At 62.7% G+C, this 18,600-nt stretch carries 13 protein-coding genes and 1 pseudogene; 5 read left to right on the top strand and 9 right to left on the bottom strand.

The window, feature by feature from the left end:
• The first annotated feature begins 5 nt into the window (after positions 1–5).
• Positions 6–860: a formate dehydrogenase accessory sulfurtransferase FdhD gene (gene fdhD / locus AC1Q80_RS18075; protein WP_492361372.1), complete on the top strand. Its 855-nt coding sequence runs from the start codon at positions 6–8 to the stop codon at positions 858–860.
• Positions 850–1,080: a formate dehydrogenase subunit delta gene (locus AC1Q80_RS18070; protein ID WP_112805380.1), complete on the top strand. Its 231-nt coding sequence runs from the start codon at positions 850–852 to the stop codon at positions 1,078–1,080. Before fdhD ends, AC1Q80_RS18070 begins: the two co-directional genes overlap by 11 nt.
• 111 nt (positions 1,081–1,191) lie before the next feature.
• On the opposite strand, the gene AC1Q80_RS18065 is transcribed toward AC1Q80_RS18070, so the two are convergent.
• The 4 genes from AC1Q80_RS18065 to rocF all read right to left on the bottom strand — a co-directional run bounded on the left by AC1Q80_RS18065 (position 1,192) and on the right by rocF (position 6,450).
• Positions 1,192–2,970 (bottom strand): methyl-accepting chemotaxis protein, encoded by a 1,779-nt coding sequence (locus AC1Q80_RS18065; RefSeq protein ID WP_492361371.1) that lies wholly within the window; start codon positions 2,968–2,970, stop codon positions 1,192–1,194.
• A gap of 445 nt (positions 2,971–3,415) precedes the next feature.
• On the bottom strand, positions 3,416–3,895 hold the full coding sequence (locus AC1Q80_RS18060) for a chemotaxis protein CheW (RefSeq protein WP_492361370.1): 480 nt from the start codon (positions 3,893–3,895) through the stop codon (positions 3,416–3,418).
• Positions 3,896–4,192: 297 nt separating this feature from the next.
• Positions 4,193–5,398 (bottom strand): ornithine--oxo-acid transaminase, encoded by a 1,206-nt coding sequence (rocD, locus tag AC1Q80_RS18055; protein WP_492361369.1) that lies wholly within the window; start codon positions 5,396–5,398, stop codon positions 4,193–4,195.
• 128 nt (positions 5,399–5,526) lie between these two features.
• Complete coding sequence (rocF, locus tag AC1Q80_RS18050; protein ID WP_492361368.1) at positions 5,527–6,450, bottom strand: arginase; 924 nt, start codon at positions 6,448–6,450, stop codon at positions 5,527–5,529.
• A gap of 139 nt (positions 6,451–6,589) precedes the next feature.
• Between rocF and AC1Q80_RS18045 the strand changes: the two genes are divergently transcribed.
• Both AC1Q80_RS18045 and AC1Q80_RS18040 read left to right on the top strand, forming a co-directional pair.
• Positions 6,590–7,024, top strand: coding sequence for an Lrp/AsnC family transcriptional regulator (locus AC1Q80_RS18045; RefSeq protein ID WP_065780784.1), 435 nt, complete (start codon positions 6,590–6,592; stop codon positions 7,022–7,024).
• A 112-nt stretch (positions 7,025–7,136) separates the two neighbouring features.
• Positions 7,137–7,634 carry a VOC family protein gene (locus AC1Q80_RS18040; protein WP_492361367.1) on the top strand — a complete coding sequence of 166 codons (498 nt, stop codon included), beginning with the start codon at positions 7,137–7,139 and terminating at the stop codon, positions 7,632–7,634.
• Between the two features lie 36 nt (positions 7,635–7,670).
• Here the strand turns inward: AC1Q80_RS18040 and AC1Q80_RS18035 are convergent, their stop codons facing one another.
• Entirely contained in the window at positions 7,671–8,462 is a 792-nt protein-coding gene (locus AC1Q80_RS18035) for an APH(3') family aminoglycoside O-phosphotransferase (RefSeq protein WP_492361366.1), read from the bottom strand.
• 305 nt (positions 8,463–8,767) lie between these two features.
• Between AC1Q80_RS18035 and AC1Q80_RS18030 the strand changes: the two genes are divergently transcribed.
• A complete protein-coding gene (locus tag AC1Q80_RS18030; RefSeq protein ID WP_492361365.1) occupies positions 8,768–9,853 on the top strand; it encodes a MerR family transcriptional regulator in 1,086 nt (361 codons plus the stop codon).
• Positions 9,854–9,993: 140 nt separating this feature from the next.
• On the opposite strand, the pseudogene AC1Q80_RS18025 reads toward AC1Q80_RS18030, so the two are convergent.
• The 4 genes and pseudogenes from AC1Q80_RS18025 to AC1Q80_RS18010 form a co-directional block, all read right to left on the bottom strand.
• Positions 9,994–12,831 (bottom strand): annotated as a pseudogene (locus AC1Q80_RS18025) (translocation/assembly module TamB domain-containing protein); the annotation flags it as partial.
• A 1,450-nt stretch (positions 12,832–14,281) separates the two neighbouring features.
• Positions 14,282–16,195, bottom strand: coding sequence for an autotransporter assembly complex protein TamA (locus tag AC1Q80_RS18020; RefSeq protein ID WP_492361364.1), 1,914 nt, complete (start codon positions 16,193–16,195; stop codon positions 14,282–14,284).
• Positions 16,196–16,476: 281 nt separating this feature from the next.
• Complete coding sequence (locus tag AC1Q80_RS18015) at positions 16,477–17,706, bottom strand: MFS transporter (protein ID WP_492361363.1); 1,230 nt, start codon at positions 17,704–17,706, stop codon at positions 16,477–16,479.
• 239 nt (positions 17,707–17,945) lie between these two features.
• A complete protein-coding gene (locus AC1Q80_RS18010; protein WP_065780791.1) occupies positions 17,946–18,203 on the bottom strand; it encodes a YMGG-like glycine zipper-containing protein in 258 nt (85 codons plus the stop codon).
• Positions 18,204–18,600 lie beyond the last annotated feature (397 nt).

Below are 18,600 nucleotides of genomic sequence, written 5' to 3'. Positions count from 1 at the left end.
TCGCGATGCCCGGGCCATCCATGCCGAAATTTCAGGTGTCGAAGACCGTGCCGGAGACCGCCCTGCGCGCAGGAATCTTGAGGGACGGCGCTCGTGCTGTCCCGGAAGAGACGCCTGTCGCATTCACCTTCGGGGGCTCGACCCACGCGGTGATGATGGCGACGCCAGGCGATCTCGAGGATTTCGCCGTCGGCTTCAGCCTGACCGAGAGCATCATCGCTGAGCCCGGCCAGATCGAAGCGGTCGAGGCGATCGCCGACGAGGTGGCGGGAAATCTCGGCATCGACCTGCAGATCACGCTGAAGGACGAGCAGAACGATATGCTGCGTCTGCGCCGCCGTCATATGGCGGGGCCAGTCGGCTGCGGTCTCTGCGGCATCGAATCGATCGAGCAGGCCGTGCGGCCGACGCCCGACGTTTCCGCTTCGACATTGCGGCTTTCACAGGAGGACGTGGTCAAGGCCGTCGCGCTGCTCAACGGCCAGCAGCCTCTGCATTTCGAAACGCGCGCCGTGCACGGTGCTGCGTTCTACGTGCCGGGCAAGGGTCTGATTGCCGTGCGCGAAGATGTCGGCCGTCACAATGCGCTGGATAAACTTGTGGGAGCGGCGGCCCGTGCCGGTTTCCGCGGCAGCGACGGCGCCGTGATCGTCACGAGCCGTGTTTCCGTCGAGATGGTGCAGAAGACGGCAATCGTCGGCAGCCCCGTCATCATCGCCATCTCGGCGCCCACGGCGCTCGCGATCCGAACGGCGGAAGCCGCAGGCATGACGCTGATCGCCCTTGTGCGCGGCGACGAATTCGAGATCTTCACCCATGCCGAACGCATCAAGTCCGGAGCCATCGCCGATGTCGCATGACACCAATGCCAAGCTGATCTACATGGCAAACCAGATCGCCACCTTCTTCAAGAGCCAGCCGCAGGACGAAGCCGCCCAGGGCGTTGCGACGCATATCAACAAATATTGGGAGCCGCGCATGCGGCGGCAGCTGTTCCAGCATATCGATGGCGGTGGCGAGGGCCTGAGCCCGCTGGTGCTGGAAGCCGCTTCGAAGATCAAGCGCCCGCAGGCGGCTTGAGGACTGCGTCGATCGACGCGGCATGATCGGATCTTTTCGGAAAATATGCGGGAAGGCGGCGACCGGTCGCCGCCTTCCCCTATTCCTGAGCGCGGGGTGCAGGGATTGCGCTCAGAAATTCTGCCATCCGTCGTTCGACGGGGCGGCGGCAAGGGCTTGTCGTTGTCCGCCGCGCATGCCGCGGGCGGTGGCGTGCAGGCGGGTTGCCTGCTGGCGCTCGTCGGCGTGTCGTTCAACCGGCACCGTCTCCTGGCCGATCTGGAACTGCCTGAGCAGGGCATGGAGGGCCTCGGCTTCCCGCGACATGTTGTGGCTCGCGGCGGTGCTTTCCTCGACCATTGCGGCATTCTGCTGGGTCGCCTGATCCATGGAGTTGACCGCCTGGTTGATTTCCTTCAGCCCCGTCGCCTGCTCGCGGGCTGCCTCGACGATGGCCGAGACGTTGATGTTGATCTCCTGAACCTGGACCAGGATTTCTTCCAGCGCTGCCCCCGTCTGCCCGACAAGCGATACGCCGTTCTTGACGTGGTCGCTGGAGGTGGTGATCAGCGCCTTGATCTCCTTGGCGGCCTGGGCCGAGCGCTGGGCGAGCTCGCGGACCTCCTGGGCGACGACGGCAAAACCCTTGCCGGCCTCGCCGGCCCGCGCCGCTTCGACGCCGGCATTCAGTGCCAGGAGGTTGGTCTGGAAGGCAATGTCGTCGATGACACCGATGATGTTGGAGATCTCGCGTGAGGATTGCTCGATCTGGTCCATCGCACCGATGGCGCTTTTGACGACGCTGCCGGAGCGTTCGGCTCCCGCCTTGGTCTTGGCGACCAGCCCGCCGGCCTCCTCGGCGCGGCGGCTGGAGTCGGCGACTGTCGTGGTGATCTCATCGAGGGCGGCTGCGGTTTCTTCCACCGAGGCGGCCTGTTGCTCCGTGCGTTTGGAGAGATCGTCTGCGGCCGAGCGGATTTCGCGCGCTCCGGACGCGATGGCGTTGGCGTTGTCGCCGACGGTTTGCATCGCCCGACAGAGCCGATCGATTGCGTCGTTGAAATCGGTGCGCACCGCTTCCATGCTGGGAACGAAGGGCGTCGGCAGGCTGTGGGTGAGATCGCCTTCGGCAAGCGCCTGAAGGCCGACGCCGAGCGCCTTGATCGCGCCCATGCGCTCGCTGACGTCGGTTGCGAACTTGACGACCTTGTAGACCTTGCCGTTCGTGTCGCGGATCGGATTGTAGGCCGCCTGGATCCAGATCTCCTTGCCGCCCTTGCCGTAGCGCACGAATTCGTTGGAGATGAACTCGCCGGCGGCCAGCTTCTTCCAGAACTCGGCATATTCACTGCCTTGCACGTAGGTCGGGTCGCAGAACATGCTGTGATGCCTGCCTTGAATTTCCTTCAGACTGTAGCCGAGTGCGTTGCAGAAGTTCTCGTTGGCCGTGACGATTTCACCTGAGGGGGTGAATTCGATCACTGCCTGCGATTTCGAGATGGCATCGAGCTTGCCGCCATCCTCATTCGCTTTGATCTTGGCGGCGGTGATGTCACTTGCAAATTTCACGACCTTGTAGGGTTTGCCGTTGTGAAAGACGGGGTTGTAGGTCGCCTGGATCCAGATTTCGCGGCCACCCTTGGCAAAGCGCCTGTAGGCATTGGCGTCGTACTCACCCCGTCCGAGCCGGGTCCAGAAATCACGATACTCTTGCGTCTGCACATAATCGGGTGCGCAGAACATGCGGTGGTGCTGGCCAACGATCTCTTGCAGAGTGTAGCCGAGTGCCTGGCAGAAGTTTTCGTTGGCCGTCAGAATTTTTCCCGTGAGATCGAACTGGATCATGGCCTGCGACTTTGACAGCGCGGCGACGATCTGGCGTGAATCCAGGCTCTGTCCGAAAGAGAACATGATTACCCTCTGATTTGGTTCTTGTTGTTTCAAGCGGAAAGCCGGGACTCGTTGCTTGCGGTGTCGACAGGGCATGCGGGGCCGAAAGCGGCGCAGGCTCCGGGGACAAGGACAAATGCCGGCATGCCGAAAATTGTCTGGTCCGTCGTCCGCCGGCCCAATCGGGGTCAGCGTTTTCTTGCTGCGAGGGGAGTTCGAACTCGTGGGCGTTCATGCCCATGACGTCTTGCTGATGCAATCTACGTTAGTATTATGGTTATTAAGTAGATGTTAAAATAGCAATTATCAGTTTTTAGTTGTGAAAATTCGCATACTATTTCTGGGTTGAATTAGCAACTTGTCGTTTACGAATCTCCCGCGGCGACTTTGAAGTCGGACCAAGCGGACAAAAAAAGCCGCCTTGCCCAGCGGCAAAGCGGCTCCGATACGGTGACCTGCCTGTTGCTTAGGCGGCCATTTCCTCGACTTCGCGTTCCTTGAACATGCGGGCGAGGTTGAGGAAGCAGATCATGCCGTTTTCGTTGGCGATGATGCCCTCGGCAAAGCTCTTGTCGAAGGAGGCGGTAACTTCGGGAACCGGTTGCACCTGGTTGCCCTGGACGGTGAGGATGTCGGAAACGCGGTCGACCACCAGGCCGATCACCATGTTGTGGACTTCCGCAACGACGATGGCGCTGCGCTCATTGGCCGTGGTCGATTTCATGCCGAGCTTGTGGGCAAGGTCGATGATCGGGATCACGGTGCCGCGCAGGTTCATCACGCCGATGACCTCAGGCGGCGAATGCGGGATCGGGGTCGAGGGGGCCCAGCCACGGATCTCGCGGATCGTGGTGGTCTTGACGCAGAATTCCTGATCGTGGAGGCGGAACGCGATGATTTCCAGCGTTTCGCCGTCGAAACCAGCCGTCCTGAGTGCGCTTGTCATCGAAGGTCCTTCCAGCTTTCCGGTCGACGCCTTAAGGCGCGACACCGCCAAACTCGTTACATCTCCGTGCGGTGCGGTCGCGGCTGGCGCGGCCATTGAGCCGATGGGGAGCGTTTTCAAAAGTCCGCCGACGACATCCGGCGGGGCGCAGCTGCATCATGCGCGGAGGAACCGCTTTGCGCTTTGGGAAGGGACTATAGGCCGGGATTCGTTAAGACTTGCTTTTGCAAGTGCTTAAAGACATTGCGCCCCGGTCGATGCCGGGGCGCAAGGAAAAGCGAATTCGGTAGGAAGGGATCAGGCCGAGGCGAGGACCGTTGCGAACTGTTCGACGGCCCAATCGACCTGCTCGGCGGTGATCACCAGCGGCGGCGCGATACGGATCGTGTCGCCATGGGTGTCCTTGGCAAGGATGCCGAGTTGCTTCAGCGCTTCGCAGTACTTGCGGGCGCCACCGGCTTCCGGCACCAGCTCGACCGCCAGCATCAGGCCGCGGCCGCGCACTTCCTTGATGATGTTCGACCGGATGTCGGTCAGACCCTTCTGGAAGCGGTCGCCCATGCGCGCCGAGTTCTCGATCATGCCCTCTTCTGTCAGGGCCTTGAGCGCCGCGCGGGCAATGGCGCAGGCAAGCGGATTGCCGCCGAAAGTCGAGCCATGCTGGCCGGGCTTCAAGACGCCGAGCACTTCCGAATTCGAAAGCACGGCCGAGACCGGATAGAAGCCGCCCGAAAGCGCCTTGCCGATCAGCGTCACGTCGGCCTCGATGCCCTCATGTTCTTCGGCAAGAAGCCTGCCGGTGCGGCCGAGGCCGGTCTGGATCTCGTCGAGGATCAGCGTGATGCCATGCCTGGTGCAGAGCTCGCGTACCGCCGGGAAGTAGCCGGGCGTCGGGACCAGCACGCCGGCTTCGCCCTGGATCGGCTCGACCAGGAAGGCGACGGTGTTCTCGGTGATTGCCGCGCGGAAGGCGCCGATGTCCCCGAAGGGCACGACCTTGAAGCCGGGCGCGAACGGGCCGAAGCCGGTGCGCGCGTCCGGGTCGGTCGAAAACCCGACGATACCCATGGTGCGGCCATGGAAATTGTTGGAGCAGACGATGATCTCGGCCTTGTTTTCGGCCACACCCTTGACCTCGTAGCCCCACTTGCGCACGGCCTTGACGGCGGTCTCGACGGCTTCGGCGCCCGAGTTCATCGGCAGCACCTTGTGCGAGCCGGTGAGCGCTGCGATCTCTTCATAGAAATGCGCGAGCTGATCGTTGCGGAAGGCGCGCGAGGTCAGCGTCAGCTTCTGCGCCTGCTCCATCATCGCCTGGAAGATTTTTGGATGGCAGTGGCCCTGGTTGACGGCGGAGTAGGCCGAGAGGCAGTCGAGGTAGCGATTGCCTTCCATGTCCCAGACATAGACGCCTTCGCCGCGCGAAAGCACGACGTCGAGCGGCTTGTAGTTGTGTGCGCCGAGCCGGTATTCGGTTTCGATCAGGTCTGCCGTGGTGTTCATCCGTCGTCCTCCGTTATTTTTCTACAGCGCCGCGCGTCTAATCGGACGCGCAAAGGTCGCTGTAGCACTTTGATTTTCTGCATAATTTTTCCTTGAAACCATTTCGTTTCAAGGAGTTCTGCAGGGGCTCAGGCGCTGCGGGTCGGGCGGTCAAGGACGCGGCGGCCGAAAAGGCTCGCGGTCAGCTCGACCAGGACGCGCGCGCTCTTGCCGCGATCGTCGAGGAAGGGGTTGAGTTCGACGACGTCGAGGGAGGAGACGAGATCGCTTTCCCAGAGCATTTCCATGATCAGGTGGGCTTCGCGGAAGGTGGCGCCGCCGGGAACGGTAGTGCCGACACCCGGTGCAAGCTCGGGATCCATGAAGTCGACGTCGAGGCTGACATGCAGGAGGCCGTTGGCCGAGCGGACTTCATCGAGGATATGACGCATGATGTGCGCCATGCCGAGTTCGTCGACCGCGCGCATGTCGTAGACGCGCACGCCGTGTTCGGCGATCTCTTCGCGCTCGCGGTCATCGACCGAGCGGATGCCGACCTGGAAGACCTTGGTCGGATCGACCATCGGCCGGTCCGCCGGCAGGATCGGGGTGAATTCTGCCTGGCCGCAGAAGAAGGCGACCGGCATGCCGTGCATGTTGCCGGACGGCGACGTTGCCGGAGAGTTGAAGTCGGCATGGGCATCGAGCCAAAGCACGAACAGCGGGCGGCCGACTTCGGCGGCGTAACTCGCCATGCCGGAAACGCTGCCCATCGAAAGCGCGTGGTCGCCACCCAGGATGATCGGGAAATGGCCCTTGCGAACGGTGTCGTGGACGGAATCGTGCAGAGCGCGGGCGAAGGCGGCGACGATCTGCAGGTTGTTGGCGCCTGCATGATTGGCGAGGTCGCGCGCCGGCAGCGGCTTGACGTCGCCCTCGTCGTAGACCGTGTGACCGAGGTCGCGCAGAACGGTGTCGATACCGGCAATGCGAAGCGCCGTTGGGCCCATGGCCGCGCCGCGTCGTCCAGAACCTTCTTCGATGGGTGCGCCGATCAGCGTGATGGTGGTCATATCAGCCCGTTCCTTCCTGGTGATTCCCGTGAGTTGCGCGGATTATCGTCAAAATGCGTGACAGCAAAAAGATGGAAAACTGTCGAATAGAAGGATAAGATTGGCATATTGCCAAGTCCGATTTTACAAAGTGAGAGCTATGGACGACCTCGATCAGGCGCTGATCAGCGCCTTGCGGCAGAATGCGCGCTTGCCGGTTTCGACGCTTTCGGCGCGCACCGGCGTGTCGCGCGCAACCGTTGCAGCCCGCATCGACCGGCTGGTTGCCAATGGAACGATCGCTGCCTTCACCATCCGCACCGGATCCGAAATCCCGGCCTCCGGGGTGCGCGCCGTGGTGATGATCGAGGTCCACGGCAAGATGGCCGACCGGGTCGCCGAGCAGTTGCGCGGCCTGCCGCAGGTCAGAGCGCTGCACAGCACCAACGGCCGCTGGGACTTCATCGCCGAACTCGAGGATCGGGACCTGGTGTCGTTCGACGAGACCTTGAGACGGATCCGGCTGATCGACGGCATCACCGTGACGGAAACCAACATCCTGTTGAAAACGAGCAAGCTGACGGGTGCATTCTAGCCGTTTTGGGCACGCCAGGCGGCATGCGAAAAGCATCGCCGCGAGTCAATTGTTCTTGCTTTGTTCTCATGTTTGTATATGATGTGCGCCTCACCCGAGATTGGAGGATGTCATGGTCATCAATGGCGGCAGGCTGGCCGATCGGCAGATCTGTGTGAAGCTTTTTGTCAGGCATGGCGATGAGGACCGCGCCATTGCCTTTTATCGCGATGTGCTGGGCGCCGAACTGGTCCAAAGGCATGAATGGCCGAGCGGCATCCTGACAAGTGCCGATCTCAGGATCGGCGAATCCGTCTTCCGGATTGCCGGTGCCAATCCGCGCCGTGACGCCGAGCCGAAGCTTGGCGGGCCAAGGTCGCCGCACGCGCTTGGCACCACGGCAGTCATTCTCGAACTTCATGTCAAGGACGTCGACCGGGTCATCGGCCGGGCGATCGGGGCGGGGGCTGCACTCAGGAACCCGGCCGAGACGCTGTCGACCGGCGACCGCGTCGGCGCTTTCATCGATCCGTTCGGCCATATCTGGGCACTGTTCAACGCCCTTGAAGATATCGATTTTGGGGATGCCGATATCGTCGATCTGAACGTTGAGGCCCGCGACGCCGCATAGGCGGCGCGGGCCATGCCGCGTTTGTTTTCGGTGCGTTCAGAAGAACTCGTCGAGAAGGCAATAGAAGTCGAGTTTCTCGGGATCGGCGCGACGGACGCCGTAAAGATCGAGAAACGGCTGGACCCATTCTTCCCCGAGATTATGAGCAATGCTGCGGCAGGTGAGCGCAAGATCCTGATAGGGATCGGCAACGCCCAGACGACTGCAGTCGATGAAGCCGGCGAAGCGACCGTCCCGGGCGATGACGTTTGGCAGGCAGGCGTCGCCATGGGTGACGACGAGTTTTCCTTCCTGCGGGATTTTGGCCTGAAGCTCGACAAACAATTCTTCAGCGGTCTTGCCAAGCCGCGCCTCATCGAAATCGGTCACATCGACCAGGTCCGCCTCGGCGCGCAGCCTGGCGATCGCGACGCGTGCGCCGACCCGGTGATCGAAGGGGCACGCTTCGGCGTCAAGCGCATGCATGCGACGCACAGCTTCGGCAAGCAGGACGACCTGTTCTGACGCAGCAAGGGTGCTCGAGGCGAGGTCGACGCCGTCGACCGCCTCCATCAGCAGCCAGTTCCGGTCTGCGTACACCTCGCGGGCGATGACGCGCGGACAAGGCATGCCCTGCTTGCCCAGCCATTCGAGCCGCGAAGCCTCGTCGACGAGCTCGTCGAAGGGACTGGACTGCTCGACCTTCAGAACCAGAGGAGGGCGAGCTTCGGCGTCGAACAGGAAGACGCTCGATGCCGACTGGCCAAGGCTGTCCATTCGCCAGGAATAGCCATTGAGCAGCGGTGCGAAACCTGGCGGAAGATCGATATCGGGAAGCTGAAAAGACAAGAAACACCTGAAATCATGCGTTGTGCTGAAAATACAGAGGAGAGCTCTGCGCGTCCTCTCGGACGTACGGAGGTCTTCGTAGCATCGTGAAACTGCGCATGTTTTCAACGCTAAACCCGATTGGGCTCAAGGCATGAAAACATGCAACGGTGGCGGGAGGGCATGTAGGGACGGGATTGTGCAAAATCCATGTCGGCCGGGTCGGAATGGGTTCATTCTTGCCGCACTCTCGATGCAACCCGCACAAAATACCGCTTGAGCCGAACCTAAGGTCATACCTTAGAAGACGATTGCAGGAGGCTTTCATGAGCGACAAGCGAAACCGTGACCACCTTTTGACCGCTGCCGAATGCGCCGAACGTCTCGGCCTGACGGTCAGGGCGCTGCGCGTCTATGAAGACCGCGGTCTGATCGCGCCGCGCCGGACGGAAAAGAACTGGCGGCTCTATGGCGGTGCGGAGATTGCACGGTTGACCGAGATCCTCGCCCTGAAGCGTCTCGGCCTCAGCCTGACCCGGATCACCATTCTGCTTGCCGGCACCACGCCGGATCTCGGCCAGACGCTGACGATCCAGCAATCCGCGCTCGTCGATCTGCGCGACGGGGTCGAGCACAGCCTGTCGCTGGTCGGCGCTGCGCTCAAGAAGATATCGAGCGGCCAGGCGGTCTCGATCAGCGAACTCATCACGCTTGCCAAGGAGACCAGGATGACCGACCTATCGCCCGACACCGTCGCATGGCGGCGCTACGAGCAGGCACGGCCGCGGACGGAAGTTCGCTTCGAGCCCGAAAAACACGGCTCCGTTGTCGGCGACTTTCAGTTCGAGACCGGCGACGTGCTTAGCATCACCCGGCGCGACGGCGGGCTGTTGGCTCAACTGACCGGACAGAGCGCGATCGAGATCTATCCCGAAGCGGACGACCTGTTTTTCTACCGGGTCGTCCAGGCGCAACTTTCCTTCACCCGTAACGACCGGGGTGACGTGGAAGGCGTGGTCCTGCATCAAGGCGGTTACGAGCAGACGGCGAAGCGCATCGACGAGAGAAGGGCGCGCGCTGTTGCCGACGACCTGGAGAAACGGGTGAAGGACAAGATCCCTTTTCCCCACAGCGAGGCATTGCTTCGCCGCGTCATTGCCGAGCATCAGCGCGGCGAGCCTGACTATGACGCAATGTTGCCGGAACTTGCGGCAGCGGCGCGTGAACAGGCACCGATCGTCACGGCAGAACTCGCCCGCCTGGGGGCGTTGCGGAGCGTCGCGTTCAAGGGTGTGCTGCAGGAGGGTTCCGACGTCTATGATGTGCGGTTCGAAAAAGGAACGCTCGAATGCGGCCTGACGCTCGCCCCCGATGGCAAGCTCAGCGGTATCTACTTTCGCCCCGGGCTCTGACGCTCGGTCGGCAGCATCATCGTCCGATGACGAAAGGCACCAATGAACAAACCCGCGGATCGATAGCGAACCGCGGGTTTGTTCATTGGTGGTGAAAGCAGGCGCAGCTACAGCCGAGGCGGCGTCGGTGACGTGCCGCCTCAGTATTCCTTTTCGAAGAAGATACCGCCTGATGCCGAGCCGTCGCCGGCGGCGGAGCCCTTGAGCTTGACGCCCTTGCCAACATCGAGATTGATCACAGCCTTGCTGGAGCCTGAGTCCGAACCCTGCTGCAGTTCAATGTAGGTGCGGTCGTTGAGATATTTGCCGGCCCTGACCGAGGCGCCGCCGTTCTCGTCGGTAGTGACGTCAAGATCGTCGACGCCGAGCTTGTTGCGCAGACCGTCGAGCAAGGAGGTCGAACCGCCACCTGCCAGCTGGCTGACGGCGGAGGCAAGCTGAGCGATCTGGAAGGCCGAGAGATTGGACAGCGAGCGGTTGAAGATCAGCTGCGCCAATATTTCATCCTGGGGCAGGGCGGGTGAGGACGAGAAGGTGATCTGCGGGTTGTTGGCAAGACCGGCGACATTGACGGTGATAGTCGTCGCGCCGGAGGTCGAGGTCGCCTTGAGATCGAGCGTCGGAATCAGGTCGCCACCAAAGCCGATGGTGCCGTCGGTAAAGGTCAGCCGCTTGCCGAGAATTTCGAGGCGGCCGCGGCGCATCTCGAAACCGCCAGATATCGTCGGCTGCACGGCTGTCCCGCGGATGGTCAGATCGCCTCCGAGTTCGGCATCGATGCCGCGGCCGCGCACGAAGACCTGGTTGGCGGTGACGCCAAGGTTGAAGGCAATGACGCCGCTGGCATTGGCGCCTGCCGGCCGCTCGTCCCTGCGCAGGTCCCTTGCCATCTGCTTCACCTTGGGCGGAGCATTCCTGTGCTTGATGTCGATGGCCGAGAGCGAGGTCGGCAGTTTCTCCGGAATGGTGATCGCCGCCCTGCGGATCGTTACCCTGCCGCCGAGCGTCGGCGTGGCGACCGGTGGACCCGTCAAGGTCATCTCGCCGGCGAGCTGGGCGTTGAACAGCGTGCCGTCGACATAACTGGCGTTGTTGAGCCGGATCGTCAGGTTGGCCGGGAAGCCGGAGCCGGCAACGGTACCGACTGTACCGGTGACCTCGACCGAACCGCCGCTTGCAAGGTTGGCGGAAAGCCTGGAGATCGTTGCCTGCCTGCCATCGAGCGCCACATTGGCCGTCAGATTGTTGAGTGCAAGGTTGCGCCGGACGTCGACGAGGCGTCCGCCCGACGTGGCGATCGTGCCGGCTATCTGCGGCGCCCTGGCCGAACCTGATATCGTGAGATCGACGGTGGCCTGGCCGGTCAGCGTGAAGCCCTGTTCGGCCATCAGGTTGGCAATGAGCGCGAAGGGTACGTTGCCGTTGAACCTCATTGATATCGGCATGTTGCCGCCGATGTCGACGTTGCCGCCGCCCCTGAAGGAGAGACCGCCGGCGCCTGACAGCGTGGTGTCGAGCGTCACGCGATTGTTGACGAACCTGCCGTCGGCCGAAATATCGAAGGCGCCGACGCCTGCGCTGCGTGCCGCGGCCAGCGAAGCGCCTGACCATTTCAGGTTATAGGCGACGACCGGCGCTGCTGTCGTTCCGTCGACGTCGACGGTGCCGGCGATCGTGCCGTCTGCGCCGAGATTTGGGGCAAAGGCGTTGACGAGGGCAGCCGGCAGGGCGTTGAGTTTCGCGGTGATATCGAGCCTTTCGCCGGCGGTGCCGCTGACCGCGATCGTGCCCCTCGATGCCTGGACCGTTAGAGCATTCAGGCGCACGGTGCCCTTCTCGATCGCAATCACGGTCGGTGCCGCGAGCTTCAGGGCAATCTGCCTCGGCGTTGCGCCGAAGGAGGAAAGACGGATTTCCGTGCGGCCGTTCGAACTCGTCAGATCGCCCTTGGCCGTCAGCGGTCCGCCGTCATATCTGCCGTCGATGGCAAAGCCGGTCTTGCCCGCCTGCTGGGTGAAGTCGAGGCTCAAGTCGGAAACCCGGTTGGGCCCTTGCGCAATCGTCTCCGCCCGCACACTACCTCTGATCGCCAGCGCCGAGAGATCGGCAATGGTGATGTCGGCCGTCGGCTTGGCGATCGTCAGATCGTTGCGCTTGATGCCGCTGCCACCGGCCTTGAGCACGATGGAGGTGATGCCGTTGGTCGTCTTGATCGCGGCCGATCCGGAGAGATCGCCGGACGCCTTCTGGCCCGCCATGGCGGCAAGCAATCCGAGATCCGGAAGCTTGAACTCGACGGTGCCATCCGGCTTGAAATCCGGCGTGAAGCTGATGGCGCCGTTGAGCGTGTTCTCACCGATCCTGGCTTCTAGCACCGGGATCGATGTGCGACCGTCCTTCGATACGACGTCGGCGCGTACGTCGATCGGCTGGCCGTCGAGCGCACCGGTTGCGGTCAGCTTGGCCTGCGGGCTGCTCTGGTTCGCGGTGGCGTCGGCCTTGATCGTCAGGTCGCTCAGCGTGCGACCGGCGAGTGTCGCGCCGCTCGAGGTCAGTTCCGCCTTGATGCCGAGTTCGGAAAGCGGTCCGGTTACGGCGGCGGTGAAGTCGGCCTTGCCCTTGGCATCGGCGAGCAGCTTGCCGAGATCCGGCAGGGCGCCCTTGAGGTCCGCGGTCAGGTTGCCACCGGCGAGCGCCACGGAGCCTGTGGCTTCGATGGTCCCGGATTTCAGGTCGATGTTTTCGACCGTGACGCTGCCGTCGGCACCGGTCGTGAGACTGCCCGCAAGCGCGATCGTGCCGTCGAACTTCGCTGCGGCTGCCGGCGGCAGGGCGCTTGGCACCGTGAAGAGCTTGAAGGTGGCAGCGACCGTGTTGGTTTCACGGGAGAAGGCGCCCTCGACCGTACCGCCGACGCCGGGGCTTTCGATCGTCACCGGATTGAAGGCGATGCTGTCCGTGGCAACAGCGATGTCACCGACGATCTTCATCGGCGCCTGGACCAGTCGTGCGAGATCGGCATTGTCGAAGCCCGCCTGGCCGACCTCGACGGTCGTCTTGATCGGGCCCGTCTGGGTCGCGAGGTTGAAGCCGTCGCTTTGAGCAGAAAGCTTGACCGCGCTCAGCGCCACCTCCGGCAGTGCGACGGAGGCGACATCGGCGGCGATGTCAAGGATTGCCGACTGCGCGTCGCCGATCAGCGACAGGTTGACGGTGTTGATCAGCGCGCGGGCTTCGCCCTTTTCCAGCGGCCAGCGGAAATCGATCGCGCCGTTGGTGCCGGCAAGGTTGGCCTGCAGATTGTTGTCGCCCTTGCTGTTGAACGTGCCCGACGCGCTAAGTGCGAGCGCGCCGGTCGAGATGGTGCCCTTGTCGACGCGCACCATTCCCTTGCCGTCGAAGGCGGTGGCAAGATCGATGCTGGTGCTGCCCTCGAACATTGGCCGAAGCGCCGGCGGCATCAGCGAACCGAAGCCGCCGCCACCGGCGAGCGTCAGCGTGTGCATGCCGTCGGTCGTCTGCACGTGGCGACCATCGAGCTTGAGGATCTCGGTGCCGTTGAGCGCCGCCGTTCCAGTCCCGGCCCAGTCCGAAAGGGGGCCCTCGCCTGTGACCGTTATGTTGACGGCGGGTTCGTTCGGCAGACGCAGGAGCTTGGCCAGAACGCCGTTGGCGGGCTCGTTGACCGTTGCTTCCAGTTTCAGCTCGTTGCCGGCCGGATTGAACACGATGTCGGCCACGGCGCGGGCGTCCGGCCGATCGCGCTGCGCCGCGGTTATCGCGAGTGCGATGCTCTCGTTGGTGGCATTCACCTTGCCGCTGGCCGTCAGGAACTGGTCCTCGCCGGCGATCGCCTTGCCGATGACGATTTCCCTGAGGTCGATCGCGTCGATCTTGACGTCGACCGGCAGCGCGAAGGTCGAGCGCACTTCCTTGGTTTCCGTCGAAGGCACAGGCAGGCGCTCGACGCGGATGGAACCGGCCGAGAGCGCCGCGGCGTCGAAGCGGAAGGAGAGAAGGGCCGCGGGCGACCAGTTGAGCGAGAGGTCTCGAACCTCCGCGTAAATGCCCTCGCCGTCGAACAGCGTCACGCTGCCGGCGGTGAACTTCCCTGTCAACAGCGGGCTCGGGTCGGAAATCCGCACGATCTGGTCGGGAGTGGCCGCATACTTTTCGATCGCCCAGGCGACAAGGCGGGCGCCGGGTGTCGTGAAGCCGACGAAGGCGACGAGGAGAAGGGCTGCGACCGCGAGAGCGCCAAGCACGTAAAGGCCATAGCGCAGCGTCGCGCGAAGAAAGCGGACGACCTGATTCATGAACTACCCATAACGCAACTTGCGTCGCTGCGGAATCTTTGCCGGCGGAAACTCCGGGCGATCGGGCTAAATTTACCGCCCACGCATAGAAATCGGTCGAAACCGCCTGGATTCAGAAGGACTGACCGATACCGGCATAGATGCCGTAGGTCGTGCCGCCAGGATATTTGTTGAGCGGCATGGCCACATCGAGACGGATCGGCCCGAACGGCGTCTGGTAACGAAGGCCGATGCCGGCGCCGGCGCGAATGTCGGAGAAGTCGGGCGTGGTGCTCGCCGATACCGTACCGGCATCGATGAAGGGAACGATGCCGATCGTGTCGGTGATGGCGATGCGTGCCTCCACCGAAGCGTTGACATAGGAGCGTCCGCCGGTCAGGTCGTTGCTGGCATTGCGCGGGCTGATCTCCTGATAGGAATAGCCACGCACAGAGCCGCCGCCGCCGAGATAGAAGCGGCGGTTGGCGGGAATGTCGGCCAGGCCGTCGCCGCCGACCAGAACGCCCGCGCCGATCTTGCCGGCGAGAACGAACCGCTTCTCGTCACCGAGAGCGTGATAGCCCGAAGCGGTTGCCTCGAAGGATGAGAAGAAGGTCTGGCCCTTGATCTCGTAGCTCGGCTTGGCGTTGATCAGCGCACGGTAGCCTTCGGTCGCGTTCAGCTTGTCGTCGCGGGTGTCGCGCACGTATTCGAGCGGAACGGCGGCCGTCAGGTAGGAGTTGGAGCCGAAGGCGTCGTCGACATCCGCCCAGCTGAGCTCACCGCCACCAGAAATCGTATCGGTCGGCGACAGTTCGAATGTTGCCCCGGCCGCACCGGTCAGGATCTTGGCGCGATAGGCATCCGGATCCTGAATGTTGGCCTTGAGGCTGGCGGTGAAGGTCGAGGTCGGACCGAAGGCGCCGGGCTTGGCAAAAAGTATGCCGGCGGAATAGTCGAGCTTGTCGAACTCTTGGGTCTCGCCGATACGGTCGATCGAGCCCTCGATACGCAACGATTCGGCTCGGCCGAACAGATTGCGGTGTCCCCAATAACCGGAAAGTCCGAGGCCGTCCGTTGTCGAGACCTGGGCGCCGAAGCCGAAAAAACGGTGCTTGCCCTCCGACACCTCGATCTTCATCGGGATCGAGCCATCGGGCGAAAGGGTGCCCGCTTCTTTGATGGTAACGCTCGAGAACACGCCGAGCTGGCGCAGCCGCTCGGAGGCTCTGCGGATGTCCTCGGGCGAATAGGGCCGACCTTCGTTGAGCCGCGAAAAATCGCGCACGAAGCCTGGATCGACGGTCTTGGTTCCGGAAACGCTGACTTCGCCGACCGGTGCGACCGGCCCACCTTCCGCTGATATCACCACGTCGACTGTCGAATCTGCATGGTCGGCAACGACGCTGCGCTCGGTCAGCTTGGCAAACGGCCGCCCCTGTTCGCGCAGGTCGTTGACGACTTTTTCACCGGCCCTGATGATCAGCGTCGAATCTGCGCGTGCGCCAGGTACGAGATCGTAGTCGGCGGGATTGAGGCCGGCGGCATCACCATCGAACTTGACCGAACCGAGCGTAAACACAGGGCCCGGTTTAACGGTCACAGTGACGGGTACGGGCTGGCCGTTGGGGAAGGAGGGATCGGGCGGCAGGCTGTCAAGGTTCTGGCCGTTGATCTGGATCGCCACGGTGCCGCCGTAGCGCGCCTTCTCGTAGAGTGCCGCCAGCAGGCGGTCGCGGTCGTCGCGGGCGCGGATCGCAAGGCCAAGGTCGCCGGAAACCGGTTTTTCCTGGCCCTGAACCAGCTGCGAGCTGTTCTCCAGCGCCTCTTTCAGTTCCTTGTCATCGGTGCCTGGGTCGAAGGTGAGGGTGTAATTAACGGGGTCGATGACCTGCGCCTCGTCCTCGTCGCCCTCGAAAAACTTCATGCCGAAAATCTTGAACGCGTAGGCTTTGCTCGCGGACATGGGGCCAAGCGCGCACGAGGCGGCAACTGCGAGCGCAGTCGCTGCCTTCCAGTACGCAATACTCGACCGTGGTGGGGACATTCGCTTCCGCATCCCGTCTTAAGGCGACCCAATACAAACTGCCTTCAATATGCGGCGGGGTCACTATTGCATGCCTAAGGTTTTCCATCTGTTAACGATGACGGCGCTCGGCATCCACCCCTGAGGCCCAGATTCCGGGTCGATTTCGTTGAAAAAGACCTGGAATGTTGTCAGCGCAGCACAAAAACCAGGTGCCGTAGCCGAGATGGCGGTTGCCGTGGACGTCTGTCGGGCGATGCTTGCCGTGCATCGGACGGTCGCATCGAGGCAACACGACAGGGTCAAGCCGGTTCAGGCAGCGCCCGTAACCTCGGAACCTGCGAGGCGATGATGACAAGAAACTGGATGAAGAAACCCACTGTTGCGACCGCCAGGCAAGCCTCGACACCATAGTGGGTGGCGACGATGGCGCCAAGCGCTGCGCCAACCGGCCTTGCGCCGAATGTCGCCGTGGTGATGAAGGCTGAAACTCGACCCAGCATCGCGTTCGGGGTGATGGCCTGCCGGAGCGTCAACGTGGCGATCGACCAGAGAACCGGTCCCGCACCGAACAGAAAGAAACTCAATCCGGCAAGCGCGCCATGGGGGAACCAGATCGTCAGCAGCATGACGACGGCTGCGAGCAGACCGCCAAGCGGACCGAGCGCGATCATGACGCCGAAGGGAATACGGCGCGCAATGGCAGGCGCGGCATAGGCGCCGATCATCATGCCGGCTCCATAGATGCCGAGCGTCACGCCGACACCGGTTGCCGTCAATCCGAGTGTGCGGACGGCATAGGCGACATAGACTGCCTGCAGCACGAACCAGGATGTGTTGAAGACGATTGCGGTCACGAGGATTGGCCGCAGCAGCGTATGGCCGGCAAGGAAACGCGCGCCTTCAACAAGGTCATGAAGCAGATCGCGCCGTGATCGCGCCGACGGCTTCTGTTCGCTGAGGCCGGCAAGCAGGACGACGGCGAGAAGGGAAAGCGTGGTCGCCGCGACATAGGCAAGCGACGCGCCGGTCCAGGCGACGATCGCCCCGCCGATCGCCGGCCCGCCGGAATAGGCGAGGCTGCGGGCAAGCTCCAGCCAACGATTGGCATCGGCAAGCTGCGCGCGTGGGACGATCGCCGGGATCAGTGCCGGTGCGGCAACATTGTAGCAAACCGTTCCGATCGCCCCGACGAAACCCATGATCGCCAGAAGTGGCAGCGTGAGGAGGCCGCTTGCCATCAAAACCAGGGTGGCGACCAGCGACAGGGCGCGCAGCATTTCCGAAAGCACCATGAGCGTTCGCCGCGAGGCGCGATCGACGAGCAGGCCAGCCGGAATGGACAGCAGCAGAAACGGCAGCGTCTGGGCCATCTGCAGCCAGCCGGTTTCGGCAGGGCCGGCCGAAAGCAGAAGGACGGCGGCAAGCGGCGCTGCCGCCAAGGCGATTTGCTCGGAGAATTGGGCAAAAAGGTTGGACCAACCGATGTGTTTGAACGCGGAGGGTAGGGCGGCGGCAGGCGGTTTGGGCATGGAGAGGTCCTCGAACATGGTGTTTCGAGGCACCTGACAGAATTGCGTTGCCGCCGGCCACCCGGTTCCTGCGCCAGCACGTTTGATGGGTTGCCGGGCGAGAAAATGGTCTGCAGATCGACGATAGGGGCAGAAACGAAAAACCCCTCATGGCGGGAACCATGAGGGGTGATGATGTTACGCCCTGACGGTCATTCGACGTAGGGCATCTTGTCGATGCGATCGACCGTCCGTGCGGCTTAGCGCGGGCAGGAGTCGATGTAGCGGCGGCCGTAACGGTCGCGGTAGTAGCACTGGCCCGGCTGTTCGGTGACATTGCCGATGACCGCGCCGGAGACGCCACCGATGGCAGCGCCGACAGCTGCACCACGGACGTCGCCAGTGATCGCGCCGCCGATGATCGCACCCGAGACGGCGCCGATGCCGGCACCCTTTTCAGTCTGGGTGCAGCTCGCAACCGACAAGGCAACCAGCACAAGTGCGATGGCTTTCTTCATTGTTCTCTCCGATCTCTACGGATCTCAGCCTGTCGCCTCGTCCGTCCCTTGAGTGATTGGCAAAAAGACGGCTGTCTTTCTCCACCTGAACTTGCAATTGCAGAAAATAAACCGGCCGCTGTGAAAGTCTACAGAAGGTCCGGCGGATTCTCTTCGCCGCCAACATAATGATATCGTTCCTGAACGGGACATGAAGGCCTCATTCCCGCGAACGCAACCATCACGGAAATTTTTTATCGTGGCCGGCCTTCGGGCGGTTGCGACATTCCAAAAAAAGACAATGATACAGACAAGCCACGGGGACGCGGAGGAGCGGGCCACGAGGCGAAGGGCATCGATAGCAGTTGGCGCGTTTCCAGAAGTCGCGTGAACAGATCATCACCCGGCTTCCCGCGCT

The organism is Ensifer sp. GW823-FHT05D09, from assembly GCF_058795755.1.
The sequence above is the reverse complement of the archived record's forward strand: the minus strand, read 5'-3'. Positions and strand labels throughout refer to the sequence as shown.